A 14687-nucleotide genomic window follows, 5' to 3' on the forward strand; every position below is an offset into this window, starting at 1 on the left:
CCGTGACCGTGCGCGTCAGCAATCGCCTGCGCGACATGACCTCCATCCACTGGCACGGCATCCTGCTGCCGTCGAACATGGATGGCGTGCCGGGCCTGAGCTTCAACGGCATCGGGCCGGGCGAGTCCTTCCAGTACCGCTTCCAGGTGAAGCAATCCGGTACGTACTGGTACCACAGCCACTCGCTGTTCCAGGAACAGGCCGGCCTGTACGGTGCGCTCATCATCGATCCTCGCGAGCCGCCGCCGTACCACCACGACCGCGAACACGTGGTGTTGCTGTCGGACTGGACCGACCTGGAGCCGGCCGCGCTGTACCGCCGCATGAAGAAGATGCCGGAACACGACAACTACTACCAGCGCACGCTGGTGGATTTCGTGCGCGATGCGAAGCGTGACGGCCTGGCGGAAACGATCGAGGATCGTGGCATGTGGGGGCGGATGCGGATGACGCCCACCGACATCTCCGACATCAACGCGCACACCTATACCTATCTGGTGAACGGCGCAGCGCCTGCGGGCAACTGGACCGGCCTGTTCAAACCGGGCGAGAAGGTGCTGCTGCGCTTCGTCAACGGCAGTGCGATGACCTACTTCGACGTCCGCATCCCGGGACTGAAGATGACCGTGGTCGCTGCCGACGGCCAGTACATCCATCCCGTCAGCGTGGATGAATTCCGCATTGCGGTGGCGGAGACCTTCGATGTCCTGGTCGAGCCCAGGGGGCAGGATGCCTTCACGATCTTCGCCCAGGACATGGGACGCACCGGCTACGCACGCGGCACGCTGGCCGTCCGTGACGGACTGGAAGCGACCATCCCCTCGCGGGATCCGCGTCCACTGCTGACCATGGCCGACATGGGCCACGACATGGGCGGACACGGCGCCGGCAAGGGCATGGAAGGCGGCTGCGGCGCGATGATGGGCGAAGGCGGCTGCGGCGCGAGCATGGGCGCGATGGATCATGGCGCGCACGGCGCGAGATCCAACGCGCCGAACCATTCCTCCAGCGAATCCGGCAACCCGTTGGTCGACATGCAGTCCTCGGCCAGCGAACCGAAGCTCGACGATCCCGGCATCGGCCTGCGCGACAACGGCCGCCACGTACTGACCTATGGCGCGATGCGCAGCCTGTTCGACGATCCCGATGGACGCGAGCCGGGACGCACCGTCGAACTCCACCTGACCGGACACATGGAGAAATTCGCCTGGTCGTTCGACGGCATTCCGTTCGCCAGCGCCGACCCGCTGCGGCTGAAGTACGGTGAGCGCATGCGCATCGTGCTGGTCAACGACACGATGATGCAGCACCCGATCCACCTGCACGGCGTCTGGAGCGATCTGGAGGACGCAGAAGGTGGCTTCCAGCTGCGCAAGCACACCATCGACATGCCGCCGGGCACGCGACGCAGTTACCGCGTCCGCGCCGATGCGCTCGGTCGGTGGGCATTCCACTGCCACCTGCTGTACCACATGGAAGCCGGCATGATGCGGGAAGTGAGGATCGAAGCATGAAGACCTCCTTCCCCGCCCCACTCCGTCTCGCCTGCGTCGCTGCCCTGTTGGCGGGCACCGGCGTGCCGGCGTTCGCGCAGCACCACGACCATGCGCAGCACGCGCCTCCGGCCAGCGAGCCGGCGGTGGAGCAGGATGAGCATGCGCGACACAGCGCGCATGACCACGCCGCGATGTCGGCACCGCGCGCGCCCGTGCCACCTGTCACCGCCGAGGACCTGAAGGCTGCATTCCCCGACATCGACCACCACGCGATGGAGCATGCGCCGGCCTTCAACAGCAAGGTGACCTTCAACCGGCTGGAGGTATGGGATGCCGACGAAGGCACCGGCCAGGCCTGGGAAGGCAGCGCCTGGTTCGGCACCGATACCGATCGCCTGTGGCTGCGCAGTGAAGGCGAACGTGTCGGCGGCCATACCGAAAGTGCCGACCTGGAAGTGCTGTACGGACGCAGTGTGTCGCCCTGGTGGGACGTGGTGGCCGGCGTGAAGCAGGACTTCAAGCCCGGCGATGCGCGTACGTGGGCGGCCGTCGGCGTGCAGGGCATGGCGCCCTACCGGTTCGAAGTGTCGGCGACGGCGTATGTAGGCGAAGGCGGCCAGGTCGCTGCGAACGTCGAAGCCGAGTACACGCTGCGCATCACCAACAGGCTGATTCTGCAGCCCCTGGTCGAGGTGGACGTCGCCGCGCGCGACGACATCGAATACGGTATCGCCAGCGGCTTCACCGGCATCGAAACGGGCCTGCGCCTGCGCTACGAAGTCACCCGCCGTTTCGCGCCGTACGTCGGTGTGGTGCACGAACGCGCGCTCGGCGACACCGCCGATCTCAAGCGTTCGGCCGGCGAATCCGCCCGTGACACGCGCGTCGTGGCGGGCATCCGGATCTGGTTCTGATGGAGCACACCATGAAACAACGCACTCCCCTGCCCCGCGCCATCGCCCTGTGCCTGCTCGCCTTCCTCGCCACCGCCTGTTCGCCGGCGGTGACGACCGAAAGCGCGCATGCCGCGCCGCCCCGAAAGGCCGCAGCGGCGACCACGCCGAAGATCACCGTCCACCGCGATGCGTACTGCGGCTGTTGCCACCTGTGGGTCGAGCACCTGCGCAAGGACGGCTTCACTGTCCACGATCGCGTCGAAGAAGCCATGAGCCCGGTGAAGGAGCGCCTCGGCATCCTCCCCGAGCATGCGTCGTGCCACACGGCCGAAATCGAAGGCTACGTCGTCGAAGGCCACGTGCCGGCATCGGACATCCGTCGCCTGCTGCGCGAAAGGCCGGCCATCCGTGGCCTGGTCCTGCCGGGCATGCCGCTCGGCTCGCCCGGTATGGAGGTGGACGGTGTCGACGCGCCTCCGTACACCGTGCTCGCGCTGGGCAAGGACGGAAGCACGAAGCCGTACGCCGAACACAGGCCCTGATTGCCGCCGGCACGGATGCCGGCCCCACGCTTGACTCTGGAGCGTACTCCAGGGTGCAGACTGCAGGCACTTCAAGGAGTTCCCGCATGAACATCGGCCAATTGTCCCGACGCACGGGCGTCCCCATCGACACCGTGCGCTACTACGAGAGGCAGCACTTGCTGCCGCCCCCGACCCGCACCGCCAGCGGTTACCGGCATTACGAAGCCGACGACGTGCTGCGGCTCACCTTCATCCGTCGCGCGAAGACGCTGGGCTTCACGCTCGAAGAGATCCGCGACCTGCTCGCACTCAGTCGTGTCGACGACGGCGACATGGCCGCGATCCGCGCGGCGGCGGCCAGCAAACTCATCGATGTCGAGCAGCGCATCGCCGAGCTGACGCGCGTACGCGATGGCCTGCAGACGCTGGTGCGTGCCTGCCCGGGGCACGGCGCGCTGGACCAGTGCCCGATCCTGTCGGCGCTCGGGGGCGAGGCATGAACCCTTCGCCGCACCACCACGACGCACATCACGCGCCCGCAACCAAGCCTGCCTGCTGTGTAGGCCACCACGCTCATGCGAAGGACGCGTCGGGCACCGTCGATCCGGTCTGCGGCATGCAGGTCGATCCGGCAACCACGCCGCATCAGGCGGAGCACGCGGGCAACGCTTACCACTTCTGTTCCTCCGGTTGCCGTGCGAAGTTCCTCGCCGACCCAATGCGCTATCTCAACCCCGTGGGTCCCGCACCTGCCGCAGTCGCACCACCGGGCACGCAGTACACCTGCCCCATGCATCCGGAGATCGTTCGCGACATCCCCGGCACCTGTCCGCTGTGCGGCATGGCGCTGGAACCGATGCTGCCTTCGCTGGAGGACGGAGAGAACCCCGAGCTGACCGATTTCCGTCGACGCTTCTGGTGGACGCTGCCCTTCAGCGCCGCGACGCTGGTGCTGGCGATGGGCGGCATGTACCTCTCCGTGATCCCACCCTCCGTGCGCACATGGCTGGAGTTCGCTTTCAGCACCCCGGTCGTGCTCTGGGCCGCGTGGCCGTTCTTCCAGCGCTGGGCACAGTCGATCCGGCACCGCAGTCCGAACATGTGGACGCTGATCGGCACCGGCGTGGCTGCGGCTTACGGATATAGCGTCGTCGCCGTGTTTGCACCACAAGTGTTTCCGCCCTCGTTCCGCGAGCATGGCCATGTCGGCGTCTACTTCGAAGCCGCGGCGGTGATCGTGTCGCTCACCTTGCTGGGCCAGCTGCTGGAGTTGAAGGCACGTTCGCAAACCTCGGCCGCCATCCGGGCGTTGCTGGGCCTGGCACCGAAAACCGCGCGGCGACTGCGCGACGACGGCACCGACGAGGACATCGAGCTGACCCATATCCACGTGGGCGATCGCCTGCGTGTACGCCCCGGCGAAAAAGTCCCTGTCGATGGCGTAGTGACCGACGGGCGCAGCCACATCGACGAATCCATGCTCACCGGCGAACCCATGCCGGTGGAACGTAGCCCGGGCGACCGGGTGATCGGCGCCACCCTCAATGGCGCGGGCAGCCTGGTGATCCGCGCGGAGAAGATCGGCAGCGACAGCGTACTGGCGCAGATCGTGCAGCTGGTCGCCCAGGCGCAGCGCAGTCGTGCGCCGCTGCAGAAGCTTGCCGACCGCGTATCGTTCTGGTTCGTGCTGGCGGTGCTCGGCGCGGCGCTCGCGACCCTGATGGGCTGGGGATTCTTCGGCCCGGAACCGTCGTGGACGCATGGCGTGCTCAATGCCGTCTCCGTCCTGATCATCGCGTGCCCCTGCGCGCTGGGCCTGGCGACGCCGATGTCGGTCATGGTCGCCAGCGGCCGCGCGGCGCAGGCCGGCGTGCTGTTCCGCGATGCGGAAGCGATCGAGACGTTGCGCAAGGTCGACACGCTGATCGTGGACAAGACCGGTACGCTGACGGAGGGACGACCCGCGTTCAAGGCGGTGGACGCGCGGGCCCCGTTCGACGAGGAGACGGTCCTGCGCTTGGCCGCCAGCCTGGATGCGGGCAGTGAGCATCCGCTCGCACAGGCGGTCGTGCAGGAAGCAAGAAAGCGCGGCCTGGTGCTTTCCCCTGCGCAGGACTTCGAATCCAGCAGCGGTATCGGCGTGCGCGGGGTCGTCGAGGGGCATCGCCTCGCCTTCGGCAATGCGGGGTTGATGCAGGAGGAAGGCGTGCCGATCCAGCCATTGCAGGCCGATGCCGAGGGCATGCGCGAGCAAGGGGGCAGCGTGATGTTCCTGTCGGTAGATGGCGCGCCCGCCGGCAGCATTGCTGTCGCGGACCCCATCAAGGCCAGCACGCCGGAAGCCTTGCGGGCACTGCGCGAACGTGGGCTGCGCATCGTCATGGCCACCGGCGACAGCGAACGAACGGCACGTGCCGTTGCGGCCAGACTGGGCATCGACGAGGTCCATGGGGATGTGCGCCCCGCCGACAAGGCAGCGTTGGTGGCACGCCTCAAACAGGAAGGCAGACACGTCGCGATGGCCGGCGACGGCATCAACGATGCGCCAGCCCTCGCCGCCGCCGATGTCGGCATCGCGATGGGAACCGGCACCGACGTGGCCATGTCGAGCGCCCAGGTCACGCTGGTGAAGGGCGACCTGCGTGGGATCGGCCGGGCGAAAGCACTCTCCGAAGCGGCCGTGCGCAACATGCGACAGAACCTGGCGTTCGCCTTCGCTTACAACGCCCTGGGCGTGCCAGTGGCGGCGGGCGTGCTGGGGCTGTTCGGCGGACCGATGCTCTCGCCGATGCTCGCCGCACTGGCGATGAGCCTCAGCTCGGCCTCGGTGGTAGGCAATGCACTACGCCTGCGACGCGCGCGCCTGCCCGGCGACTGAAGGACATACGGCCGCCCCGGGGCGGCCGCCGCGGAGCTCGAGGTCGCTTACTTGACCTTGGCGTAGGTCGCCTTGAACGCGACGCCGCTCATGATGCCGCCCGCATGGCACTCATAGTTCGTGGCGCTGCGGAACTCGTTCTTCTTGAAATAGCTGACGATGTCGATGACCGCGTTGGCGCCACGGTCCTTCGCACCCTCCTGCAGGGCCTTCAGCGCAGACAATGCGACCCAGCGACAGGATTCGGCATCGGACTTGCCCACGCCATTGGTCTTCCTGTTGGTCACGTCCTCACCGAAGCGCGATACCACGGTCGGGGTCTTCTGGCCCGCGAGATAGAAACGCACGCTGCCATCGATGCCGGCGGCCTTGGCTTCGGGCGAGTCCACCAGCTCCTGCAAGGGCAGTTCGAGGCGGGTGTCGGCCGCGCTCGCGTGCGGGGCCAGTGCGGCGAGCGTCAGCAGGCTTGCGGTCAGAAGTCGTTTCATGGTGCTACTCCTTTCAGGGATACGAACGGCGATGAGGGGGTGTGTCGGGCTTCAGCCCTTCCAGCGTTTGAAGATCAGCGACGTGTTGATGCCGCCGAACGCGAAGTTGTTGTTCATCACGTAATCGGTCTGCAGTTCGCGGCCCTCGCCCGTGATGTAGTCCAGCGCGGCGCAGCGCGGGTCGCGTTCCTCCAGGTTGAGCGTGGGGGCGAACCAGCCCTCCCGCATCATCTGCAGCGTGATCCACGATTCGTACGCGCCGCAGGCGCCCAGCGTGTGGCCGACATAGCTCTTCAGCGAACTGATGGGCATGCGGTTGCCGAACACGGCTGCCGTGGCCGCGGTTTCCGCGATGTCGCCGTGGTCGGTGGCGGTGCCGTGCGCATTGACATAGCCGATCGCTTCCGGCGACAGGCCTGCGTCTTCCAGCGCCAGGCGCATCGCCTGCGCCATCGTGTCCGCACTGGGCTGGGTGACGTGCTGGCCATCGCTGTTGGTGCCGTAGCCGACGATCTCCGCCAGGATCTCGGCGCCACGCGCCTGCGCATGCGTCAGGTCCTCCAGCACGAGGGTGCACGCGCCCTCGCCCAGGACCAGGCCATCGCGGTTGGCATCGAAGGGACGCGGCGTCAGCTCGGGCTGGTGGTTGCGCACGCTGGTGGCGAACAGCGTGTCGAACACCGCCGCGGCGGTCGCATCCAGCTGCTCGGCACCGCCGGCGATCATCGCGACCTGCTTGCCGCTGCGGACCGCCTCGTAAGCGCACCCGACGCCCTGGCTGCCGGATGTACATGCGCTGGACGTGGTGTACACGCGCCCGGTGAGACCGAAGAACACGCCGATATTCACCGGCGCGGTATGGCTCATCATCTTCAGGTACGTGGTCGCGTTGATGCCTTCGGTGGTGTACTCGTTGAGCATGCGGCCGAAGTCGCCGACGGCCTCGTGGCTGCCGGCGGACGAGCCATACGACACGCCCATCCGGCCGCTCGTCAGCACCGGATCACCCAGCAGTCCGGCCTGCTCGAGGGCGAGTTCGGTGGCGCGCACGGACATCAGCGCGACCCGCCCCATGCTGCGCGTGGTCTTGCGGTTGTAATGCGCGGGCAGGTCGAAGGGTTCGGCTGGCGCGGCCAACCGGGTGTTCAGGCCCTCGTACTTCGCCCAATCATCCATGTGGCGCACGGCGTTGCGGCATTCGCGCAAGCGAAGGTGCACGCTGGGCCAGTCGTGTCCCAGGGGACTGATGGTGCCTGCGCCGGTGACCACCACGCGTCGATCATTCCGACTCATCCGACCAGTCCTCCGTTGACCGAAATCACCTGCCGGGTGACGTACGACGCCTCTGGCGACATCAGGAACGCCACGACGGCCGCCACTTCCCCGGGCGTGCCGACACGCTTCATCGGGATCATCTTCAGCGCCTCGTCGACCACCTCGCCACTGACCATCTCCGTGTCGATCAGGCCCGGGGCGACACAGTTCACGGTGATCGCGCGACTGGCCAGTTCCAGCGCCAGCGCCTTGGTGGCGCCGATGATGCCGGCCTTCGCCGCGCTGTAGTTCACCTGTCCCCGGTTGCCCACCAGGCCGGACACCGACGAGAGCGTGACGATGCGGCCCGGCTTGCGCCGCCGCACCATCGGCATGACCAGCGGGTTGAGCACGTTGTAGAACCCGTCGAGGTTCGTCCGCAGCACCGCGTCCCAGTCATCGGCGCTCATCGCCGGGAACGCGGTGTCGCGGGCGATGCCGGCGTTGCAGACCACGCCGTGGTACGCCCCGTGCGCGGTGACGTCGGCCTCCAGTGCCTGCGCGGCCGCGGTGCGGTCGGCCACATCGAAGGCCAGGACGCGCGACGCACGTCCCAGCGCACGGACCTGGCCGGCGACGCCCTCCGCTTCTTCCACACGGCTGCGGCAATGCACGACGATATCGAAACCGTCCTGCGCAAGCCGCAACGCGATGGCCTTGCCGATCCCCCGGCTCCCCCCGGTGACCAGGATCGTGTTGTCTGCACTCATTCCTGCGTACTCTCCAGATAAGCCATCGCGTCCGGTGGTTCGAACACCGACACGTTGGCGGTCGCCAGTTCCTCGCCGTCCCCCAGGATGCGGCAGCGGAACATGCCCAGCCCATTGTCGCCCAGCAACTCGCGGGTCGCCTCCACCTGCAGCACGCTGCCGGCGCGGAACCACGAGGTCCGGCTCTCGTAACGGCGCGTGCCCAGCAGGAACCCGATCGACGGTTCACGCCCCGAGGCCCGCGCGTGGCAGCCGGCCCAGGCGGCGATGGTCTGGGCCATGTATTCGATGCCCACCCAGGCGGGCACGCCCTCCGCATGGCTGAACGGCCCCTCGTCGGGCACCCGCAGTTCGACCACCACGGTGTCCTCGTCCCAGTCCACCAATCGATCGACCATGCGCATCGTGCCGCGATGCGGCACCACGCGCGCGATGTCGTACAGCTCGCGCATCATCCTGCTCCGAATACCAGTACGGCGTTGCTGCCACCGAACGCGAACGACTGGCTCAGCACATGGCGCAGCGGCCCGTTGGCGGTGGCGCCGGGTGCCACGAACGCCAGCGGCGGAAGGTCGCCGTCGACGACGCCATCCCACCAGTGCGGTGGCAGCCGATGGCGGGGATTGTCGGTCATCGCCAGCCAGCACAGGCCGGCTTCGATCGCGCCCGCGGCACCGAGCGTATGCCCGGTCAACGGCTTGGTGGAACTCGCCGGCACCTCACCGCCGAGCGCCGCCGTCACCGCTCGGCTTTCCATCGCGTCGTTCTGCGGCGTCGCGGTTCCGTGCAGGTTGACGTAATCGATCTGCGACGGCGACAGCTGCGCGCGCGCCAGCGCCTGGCCGATGGCGGTGACGGCACCGATGCCCTGCGGCTCGGGCGCCGAGATGTGGTGTGCGTCGGCGGTCTCGCCCCACCCCGCGAGGCGGACGGGGCCTTCCGCACGCGTCATCAGGAACAGTGCCGCCCCTTCGCCGATGTTGATGCCGTGGCGGTTCGCCGAGAATGGGTTGCAGCGCTCGGCCGACACGGACTCCAGCGCCATGAAGCCGCGCACGGTGAACTCGCACAGCGAATCCGATCCCCCTGTGATCACCGCATCGACCAGTCCGCTGCGCAGCAGGCGGGCCGCCGATGCCATGGCCTTCGCGCTGGAAGAGCACGCCGTGGAGATCGTCCAGGCGGGACCGCGGGCGCCCGATTCGGCGGCGAGGAAGCGCGACGGCGCGCCGATTTCCTGCTGCACGTAATGGAAGCCGTCGGGCCATTGCCGGTGATGCTGCCAGTGCGTCATCGCCCGTTCGGCCTCGCCGATGCCGGAGGTACTGGTGCCGACCACGATGGCGACCCGCGCGGGGCCGTGCCGGTCGATGGCCTGCTGCACGGCGTCCCCGATCTGGAGGTAGGCCGCACGCAGCAAGGCATTGTTGCGACCGTGCAACGGGAGCGGATGATGCGCGAGCGACGGCAGGCCGCCCTCGACCGTCCCCAGTGCGAGGCTTCGCCCGGGCATGAACGTGTCGTCGAGCATCACACCACCCGGCGCGTCATCGCGGAACAGCGCCTCGCGCACGGCCTCCGTCCCCTCGCCGAGCGCACAGACGATGCCGAGCTCGTTCAGGAAGATCGCACCGCCCCTCATGGATCCAGCGCTCCGCCGGCCACGGATTCGATCGTCAGTTCGTAGTCGTCGACGCCATTGCGTACGCGCAGCGTCGTGGCATCGACCTGCTCGCGCTGCAACCAGACCTGTCCGTTCCTGCGCAACTCACGGAACGCCCCTTGCTCGACCAGCGTCCAGTCCGCGGGAAGTACGGCCCGGATCGCATCCGCCGGCCACAGGCTGAACTGCACATCGTCGAGCACCCGCTCGCCGCGGACGGCAGCGGGCAGCCACGCCGCGCGTTGCTCTACGAGCGCCTTGCCATCCCACTGCAGCTGCACGCCGGTCCGGCCCATGGCCTGTACCGCGAGCCGGACATCGGTGGCGTCGACTTCCAGCAGCGCATCCAGTTCGCGCACGTGCGGGCCGAAACGGAACACCAGGCGCTGTTGCACGGCCAGGTCGTGGCCCAGCGCCGCAGGCGCCAGTCGCAACGCGGGAAGTTCCACCGCGGGCTTTTGCGGACGCGTTGCGCATCCCGCCAGCAGCACGCCGGCGAGCAGCAGTGCGATCAACCGGTGCACAGCTGCTCCAGCACCTGCAGGCGGCGCTGCGTGTCGGCCACGTAGGGATTCTTCTTGTCCCAGGCATAGCCGGCGAGGATCGAACAGATCATGCGTCGGATGTCCGGCTGCGGATCCGGGTGGAAGATGATCTTCTGGAAACCACCCGCGTACCACGACTCGACGAAACGGCGGAAGGTCTGCACGCCGCCACGCAGCGGAATGGCGAACTCGGTCTCCCAGTCCACCGGTTCGCCGGCGTAGTGGCGGCGCAGGCATTCGCTGGCGAGTTGCGCCGACTTGAACGCGATGGTCACACCCGAGGAAAACACCGGATCGAGGAACTCGCCCGCATTGCCCAGCAGCGCATAACCCGGTCCCCACAGCGAGGCTACGTTGGCGGAGTAGCCGGTGATCTGGCGTACCGGCAGCACCGCCCATTCGGCGTTCTTCAGCAACCGCGTCAGGTTGGGGTCTTCGCCGACGATGGCCTGCAGGCGCTCCAGGTCGGTGCCCGCGTAGCGATCGAGGAACGCGGTTTCCGCCACCACGCCGAGCGAGCAGCAGCCATTCGAGAACGGGATGGTCCAGTACCAGACGTCGACGTGTTCCGGATGCGTGGTGATCAGGATCTTGTTGCGATCGAAGCCCGCGCCGGGGGGGATATGGTCGCGCACGTGGGTGAAGATGGCGCCGCGTACCGGGAAGTTCGACGGCGACTCGAGCTTCAGCAGGCGCGGCAGCAGTCGGCCGAAGCCGCTGGCGTCGAGCATGAAGTCGGCTTCGATCACGTACTCCTCGCCGTCCGGCGAGCGCACGGTGACGCGCGGAGCATGACCGGGCTCGGCGGACAGCACCTCGTGGCGGTAGCGCACCTCGGCCCCCATGCGCTCGGCGCCCTTCGCCAGGACATGGTCGAAGTCGGCACGCTGCACCTGGTACGTGGTCCCCCAGCCCTCCGAGAACTTGTCGCGGAAATCGAACTCGGTGGTGCGCTCCCCGCGCACGAAAGCGGCGCCGTTCTTGTACTGGAAGCCCGCCTCCACCACGTCCTGCAGGAGTCCGGCGGCCTGGATGTATTCCATGCTCTGCGGGAGGAGGCTCTCGCCGATGGAAAAGCGCGGGAACTGTTCGCGCTCGATGATGAGGACCTTGCGACCTTGCTGCCGCAGCAGGGCGGCCGCCACCGAGCCGGCGGGGCCTGCGCCGATGATCAGGATGTCGGTGCGTTCCGTTTTCATTCCACGTCGTGTCCAGGCAAGGGAGAAACATCCGGCGCAGGCCGGAACAGGGGCGACAGCAGCCAGACCAGGCCGATGCCGAACAGCAGGGTCAGGCCGAACGCGCGCAAGGCAGGCGTCGCCGACAGCCCCAGCAGGCCGAACGACAGCCAGGTACTGGCCGCCCCCACGCATACCGCGAGCCACGCGCTGGCATCGCCACGGTGCTCGACCAGGAAGATGCCGTAGTCGATCCCCATGCCGAGCAAGAGCATCAGCGCCAGCACGTTGAACAACTGCAACGGCTGGCCCAGCCAGCCCAGCAATGCCACGGTCAGCACGCCCGCCAGCACCGTCGGCGTGATCACACGCCAGGCCTGTCCGCGATAGCGTACGGCCAGCACCACGAACACCACTGCCACGCCCGCCAGCAGCAGCCAGGACATCATGTGGCGGTAGTGCGTGAGGAGGCGTGAAATGTCGGCCGTGCGATCGACCCAGCGCACACCCTCGAGACCCACCGCCTGCGCCGCGAACGTTGCGAGGGCGTCCGGCCGCGACAGGTCGTTGACCATCACCACCGACGCCACACCCTCGCCCACCTGCCCGAGCCAGAGATGGCGCACCGGCAGCGATGCCGGCGATGCGAGGAAGGCCTCGATGTCCATCGCCGCCGGGGCGAATTCGCCGCGCGCCACCGACTCTCCGGTGACCGCGGACAAGCGCGCCAGTACGTCGCGCTCGATACGCGACGTCAGCGCAGCATCTTCGTCCTGTTGGCGCTTCGAGGGCAGCCAATCGCTCAGTGCGCGGTGACCACCGACCTTCCCGTTCGCCTCCGCTTCGCGAAGGCGCGCCACCAGGCGTTCCTCGCGTTGCAGCACCTGTTCGGCATCGCGCCCCTGCACGAGGAAGAACTGCGCCGGGCTGGGCATGCCCAGCAGGCGACCGACATCGCGCTGCTGCGTGATCAGCGCCGGTGGCGACGACTGCAGGCCGCGAAGGTCGTCCTTGCCCTGTACGCGCATCAGGCCGGGCACCGCGATGGCCAGGACGACGACGGCGAGCGCGACACCGCCACGACGACCGGACAGGCGCGGCCATCGCGCCAGCGTACCGCCCAGCCAACGCGAGAAGCCGGTCGTGCGGACCTGCCCACCATCCAGCCACGGGAAGAAGAAGATCACCGTCAGGAAGGCCGACGCCAGGCCGACCACGGAGAACAGCGCCATCTGCCGCAGGCCGGGGAACGGTGCCAGCCCCAGCGCCAGATACGCCATGGCGCTGGTCAGCAGTGCCAGCCACAGGCCGGGCAGCAGATGGCGCAGCAGCGACCAGCGTCGCTCGCTGGCCACGCCCTGACGCGATGCGAACCAGTGGATGCCGTAGTCCTCCGCCACGCCAACGAGGCTTGCGCCGAAGATCAGCGTCAGCAGGTGCACCTTTCCGAAAACCAGCACAGTGACCGTCATCGCGACCGCGCAGCCGACCAGCAGCGACATCGCCACCAGCAACAGGGGACGCAGCGAGCGGAACGCCAGCCACACCAGCAGCAGCACGGCCGCCAGCGAGCCCCAGCCGATGGTATTGACCTCGCGGCGGGCCTGCACCGCGGCCGATTCGGCATGCAGGGGCACCCCGGCCTTCAGCACGCGGATGCCGGGCGCCGCCGCCATCGCGGCGCCGGTCGCCGCGTCGAGCAGATCCTGCAGATGGCGTTCGCCGTCCAGCCTGAAGGCCGAGGTGCGCAACGTGTACTGCAGCACCGCCCAGTGGCGGTTCTCGACCTGCAGCAGTCCGTCACCGTCCACTGCCATCCCCGACGCGGCCGCCTGCGCCTGCCACCACTGCGGCCACAGTCCGAGTGGATCGCTGCGCCACTCGGTCAGGCGCGGCGCCCCCATGGGACCGTACAGCGACGCCAGTGCGGACTCGGCCAAGGCTTCGGGCGTCGCCTGCGCCAGCGTGTCCCGCTGGGACGCAGTCAGCAAGCGATCGCGATGCGGTGCCAGCACGTCGCGCGCCTGGGCGAACCAGTCTTCCGGCGACCCAGCCGACGCCAGCATCGCCTGCGCCGCCGGGCGTGCAAGCGACGCCTCGAACGCCGCCCGTGCCTTCAGCGCGTCCTCCACCTCCGTGGCGCCCAGCATGACCACCACGTCGCGCGCACTGTTCTCCGCGATGCGTCGGGTCGCATCGGACACCGTCGGGTCGCCGGCCTCCTGGGGCAGCAGCGCCAGCACGTCGCTGTCGATGCGCGGCGACTGCCAGAACCGCCATTGGTGCCACGCCACGGCGGCCAGTACCACCAACCACGCCACGGCAAGCCAGCGCCAGCCGCGCAACGGTCGCACCCTCGTCACCGCGGGCACAGGATCACTCAAACCGGGCCGCCTCATCGCGCGACAGGGTCGCGGGCGATTCGCTCATGCCGCTGAAGCGCAGGCGCGTGAGGTCGCCGTTGGCCTCGCGCAGCTCCACCTCACGAACATAGCGGTCGCCCGACAGGCGCACCGAGGTGAATGCCTGCGCCACCTGCCGCGAACGTGGCACCAGCGTCATCTTCCAGCCACGCGCCACAGGCTCCGCCTTCACCTCGAAGGTCGACGTCAGCGCCTTCATGTCGCCGCTCATCAGCGCGAACATCATCGCGTTGACACTGCGAAGCCCGGGTTGTTGCCGGCCATCGACTTCCACCCGGCGGCTGCCGTCGCGCTGGCGGCTGAGGATGCGGTCCTGCGTGATGACGGTTTCGGACGGGAACGGCGCCGTCGTCGACCACACCACGCCCTTGTCGCGCACCAGCAGGAAACGGCCATTCGAGCGCAGCGGATTCCTGAAGCCGGCCACCTGCTTTTCCTGGCTGAACTCGCCCCGCAACAGTGGCACCTGTGCCACCTGGGAGCGCACCTCCGCCAACGGATCGGCGGACGCCGGGTTGACGATTCCACCCGCCATGAGGGCAAGCGCGAAAGCGGAAACGAGACCGCGGATC

The 14687-nt window shown here is 68.2% G+C and carries 14 protein-coding genes; 5 read left to right on the forward strand and 9 right to left on the reverse strand.

The genetic code is table 11. The annotated features are described in order from the left end of the window. The 5 genes from CYU89_RS15035 to CYU89_RS15055 all read left to right on the forward strand — a co-directional run. Positions 1-1514 (forward strand): copper resistance system multicopper oxidase (locus CYU89_RS15035; protein ID WP_296282244.1); only part of this gene is annotated, 1514 nt, incomplete at its 5' end. Continuing rightward, a complete protein-coding gene (locus CYU89_RS15040; protein ID WP_296282246.1) occupies positions 1511-2410 on the forward strand; it encodes a copper resistance protein B in 900 nt (299 codons plus the stop codon). The genes CYU89_RS15035 and CYU89_RS15040, both read left to right, overlap by 4 nt. Before the next feature lie 11 nt (positions 2411-2421). Beyond that, complete coding sequence (locus CYU89_RS15045) at positions 2422-2934, forward strand: DUF411 domain-containing protein (RefSeq protein WP_296282248.1); 513 nt, start codon at positions 2422-2424, stop codon at positions 2932-2934. Between the two features lie 86 nt (positions 2935-3020). Next, complete coding sequence (locus tag CYU89_RS15050; RefSeq protein ID WP_296282250.1) at positions 3021-3416, forward strand: heavy metal-responsive transcriptional regulator; 396 nt, start codon at positions 3021-3023, stop codon at positions 3414-3416. Then, positions 3413-5794, forward strand: coding sequence for a heavy metal translocating P-type ATPase (locus tag CYU89_RS15055; RefSeq protein WP_296282251.1), 2382 nt, complete (start codon positions 3413-3415; stop codon positions 5792-5794). The genes CYU89_RS15050 and CYU89_RS15055 overlap by 4 nt, the downstream gene beginning before the upstream one ends. 47 nt (positions 5795-5841) lie before the next feature. On the opposite strand, the gene CYU89_RS15060 is transcribed toward CYU89_RS15055, so the two are convergent. Genes CYU89_RS15060 through CYU89_RS15100 form a run of 9 tightly spaced genes read right to left on the reverse strand, consistent with a single transcriptional unit; the run spans position 5842 to position 14650 of the window. After that, the gene (locus tag CYU89_RS15060) at positions 5842-6282 is read right to left on the reverse strand and encodes an excinuclease ATPase subunit (RefSeq protein WP_296282252.1); all 441 of its coding nucleotides are present in this window, start codon (positions 6280-6282) and stop codon (positions 5842-5844) included. A 51-nt stretch (positions 6283-6333) separates the two neighbouring features. Further along, positions 6334-7575: a beta-ketoacyl-ACP synthase gene (locus tag CYU89_RS15065; RefSeq protein WP_296282254.1), complete on the reverse strand. Its 1242-nt coding sequence runs from the start codon at positions 7573-7575 to the stop codon at positions 6334-6336. Further along, positions 7572-8306, reverse strand: a complete 735-nt coding sequence (gene fabG / locus CYU89_RS15070; RefSeq protein WP_296282256.1) for a 3-oxoacyl-ACP reductase FabG — start codon at positions 8304-8306, stop codon at positions 7572-7574. Before fabG ends, CYU89_RS15065 begins: the two co-directional genes overlap by 4 nt. After that, on the reverse strand, positions 8303-8761 hold the full coding sequence (locus tag CYU89_RS15075) for a hotdog family protein (protein WP_296282257.1): 459 nt from the start codon (positions 8759-8761) through the stop codon (positions 8303-8305). The genes fabG and CYU89_RS15075 overlap by 4 nt, the downstream gene beginning before the upstream one ends. Further along, positions 8758-9948 (reverse strand): beta-ketoacyl-ACP synthase, encoded by a 1191-nt coding sequence (locus CYU89_RS15080; RefSeq protein WP_296282259.1) that lies wholly within the window; start codon positions 9946-9948, stop codon positions 8758-8760. Before CYU89_RS15080 ends, CYU89_RS15075 begins: the two co-directional genes overlap by 4 nt. Continuing rightward, positions 9945-10493 (reverse strand): DUF3261 domain-containing protein, encoded by a 549-nt coding sequence (locus CYU89_RS15085; RefSeq protein WP_296282261.1) that lies wholly within the window; start codon positions 10491-10493, stop codon positions 9945-9947. Before CYU89_RS15085 ends, CYU89_RS15080 begins: the two co-directional genes overlap by 4 nt. Then, complete coding sequence (locus tag CYU89_RS15090; protein ID WP_296282263.1) at positions 10481-11713, reverse strand: NAD(P)/FAD-dependent oxidoreductase; 1233 nt, start codon at positions 11711-11713, stop codon at positions 10481-10483. The genes CYU89_RS15085 and CYU89_RS15090 overlap by 13 nt, the downstream gene beginning before the upstream one ends. After that, on the reverse strand, positions 11710-14091 hold the full coding sequence (locus CYU89_RS15095; protein WP_296282265.1) for an MMPL family transporter: 2382 nt from the start codon (positions 14089-14091) through the stop codon (positions 11710-11712). The genes CYU89_RS15090 and CYU89_RS15095 overlap by 4 nt, the downstream gene beginning before the upstream one ends. Continuing rightward, positions 14069-14650, reverse strand: coding sequence for an outer membrane lipoprotein carrier protein LolA (locus tag CYU89_RS15100; protein WP_296282388.1), 582 nt, complete (start codon positions 14648-14650; stop codon positions 14069-14071). Before CYU89_RS15100 ends, CYU89_RS15095 begins: the two co-directional genes overlap by 23 nt. Positions 14651-14687 lie beyond the last annotated feature (37 nt).

The organism is Pseudoxanthomonas sp. (assembly GCF_002863005.1).
Taxonomy (GTDB): domain Bacteria; phylum Pseudomonadota; class Gammaproteobacteria; order Xanthomonadales; family Xanthomonadaceae; genus Pseudoxanthomonas_A.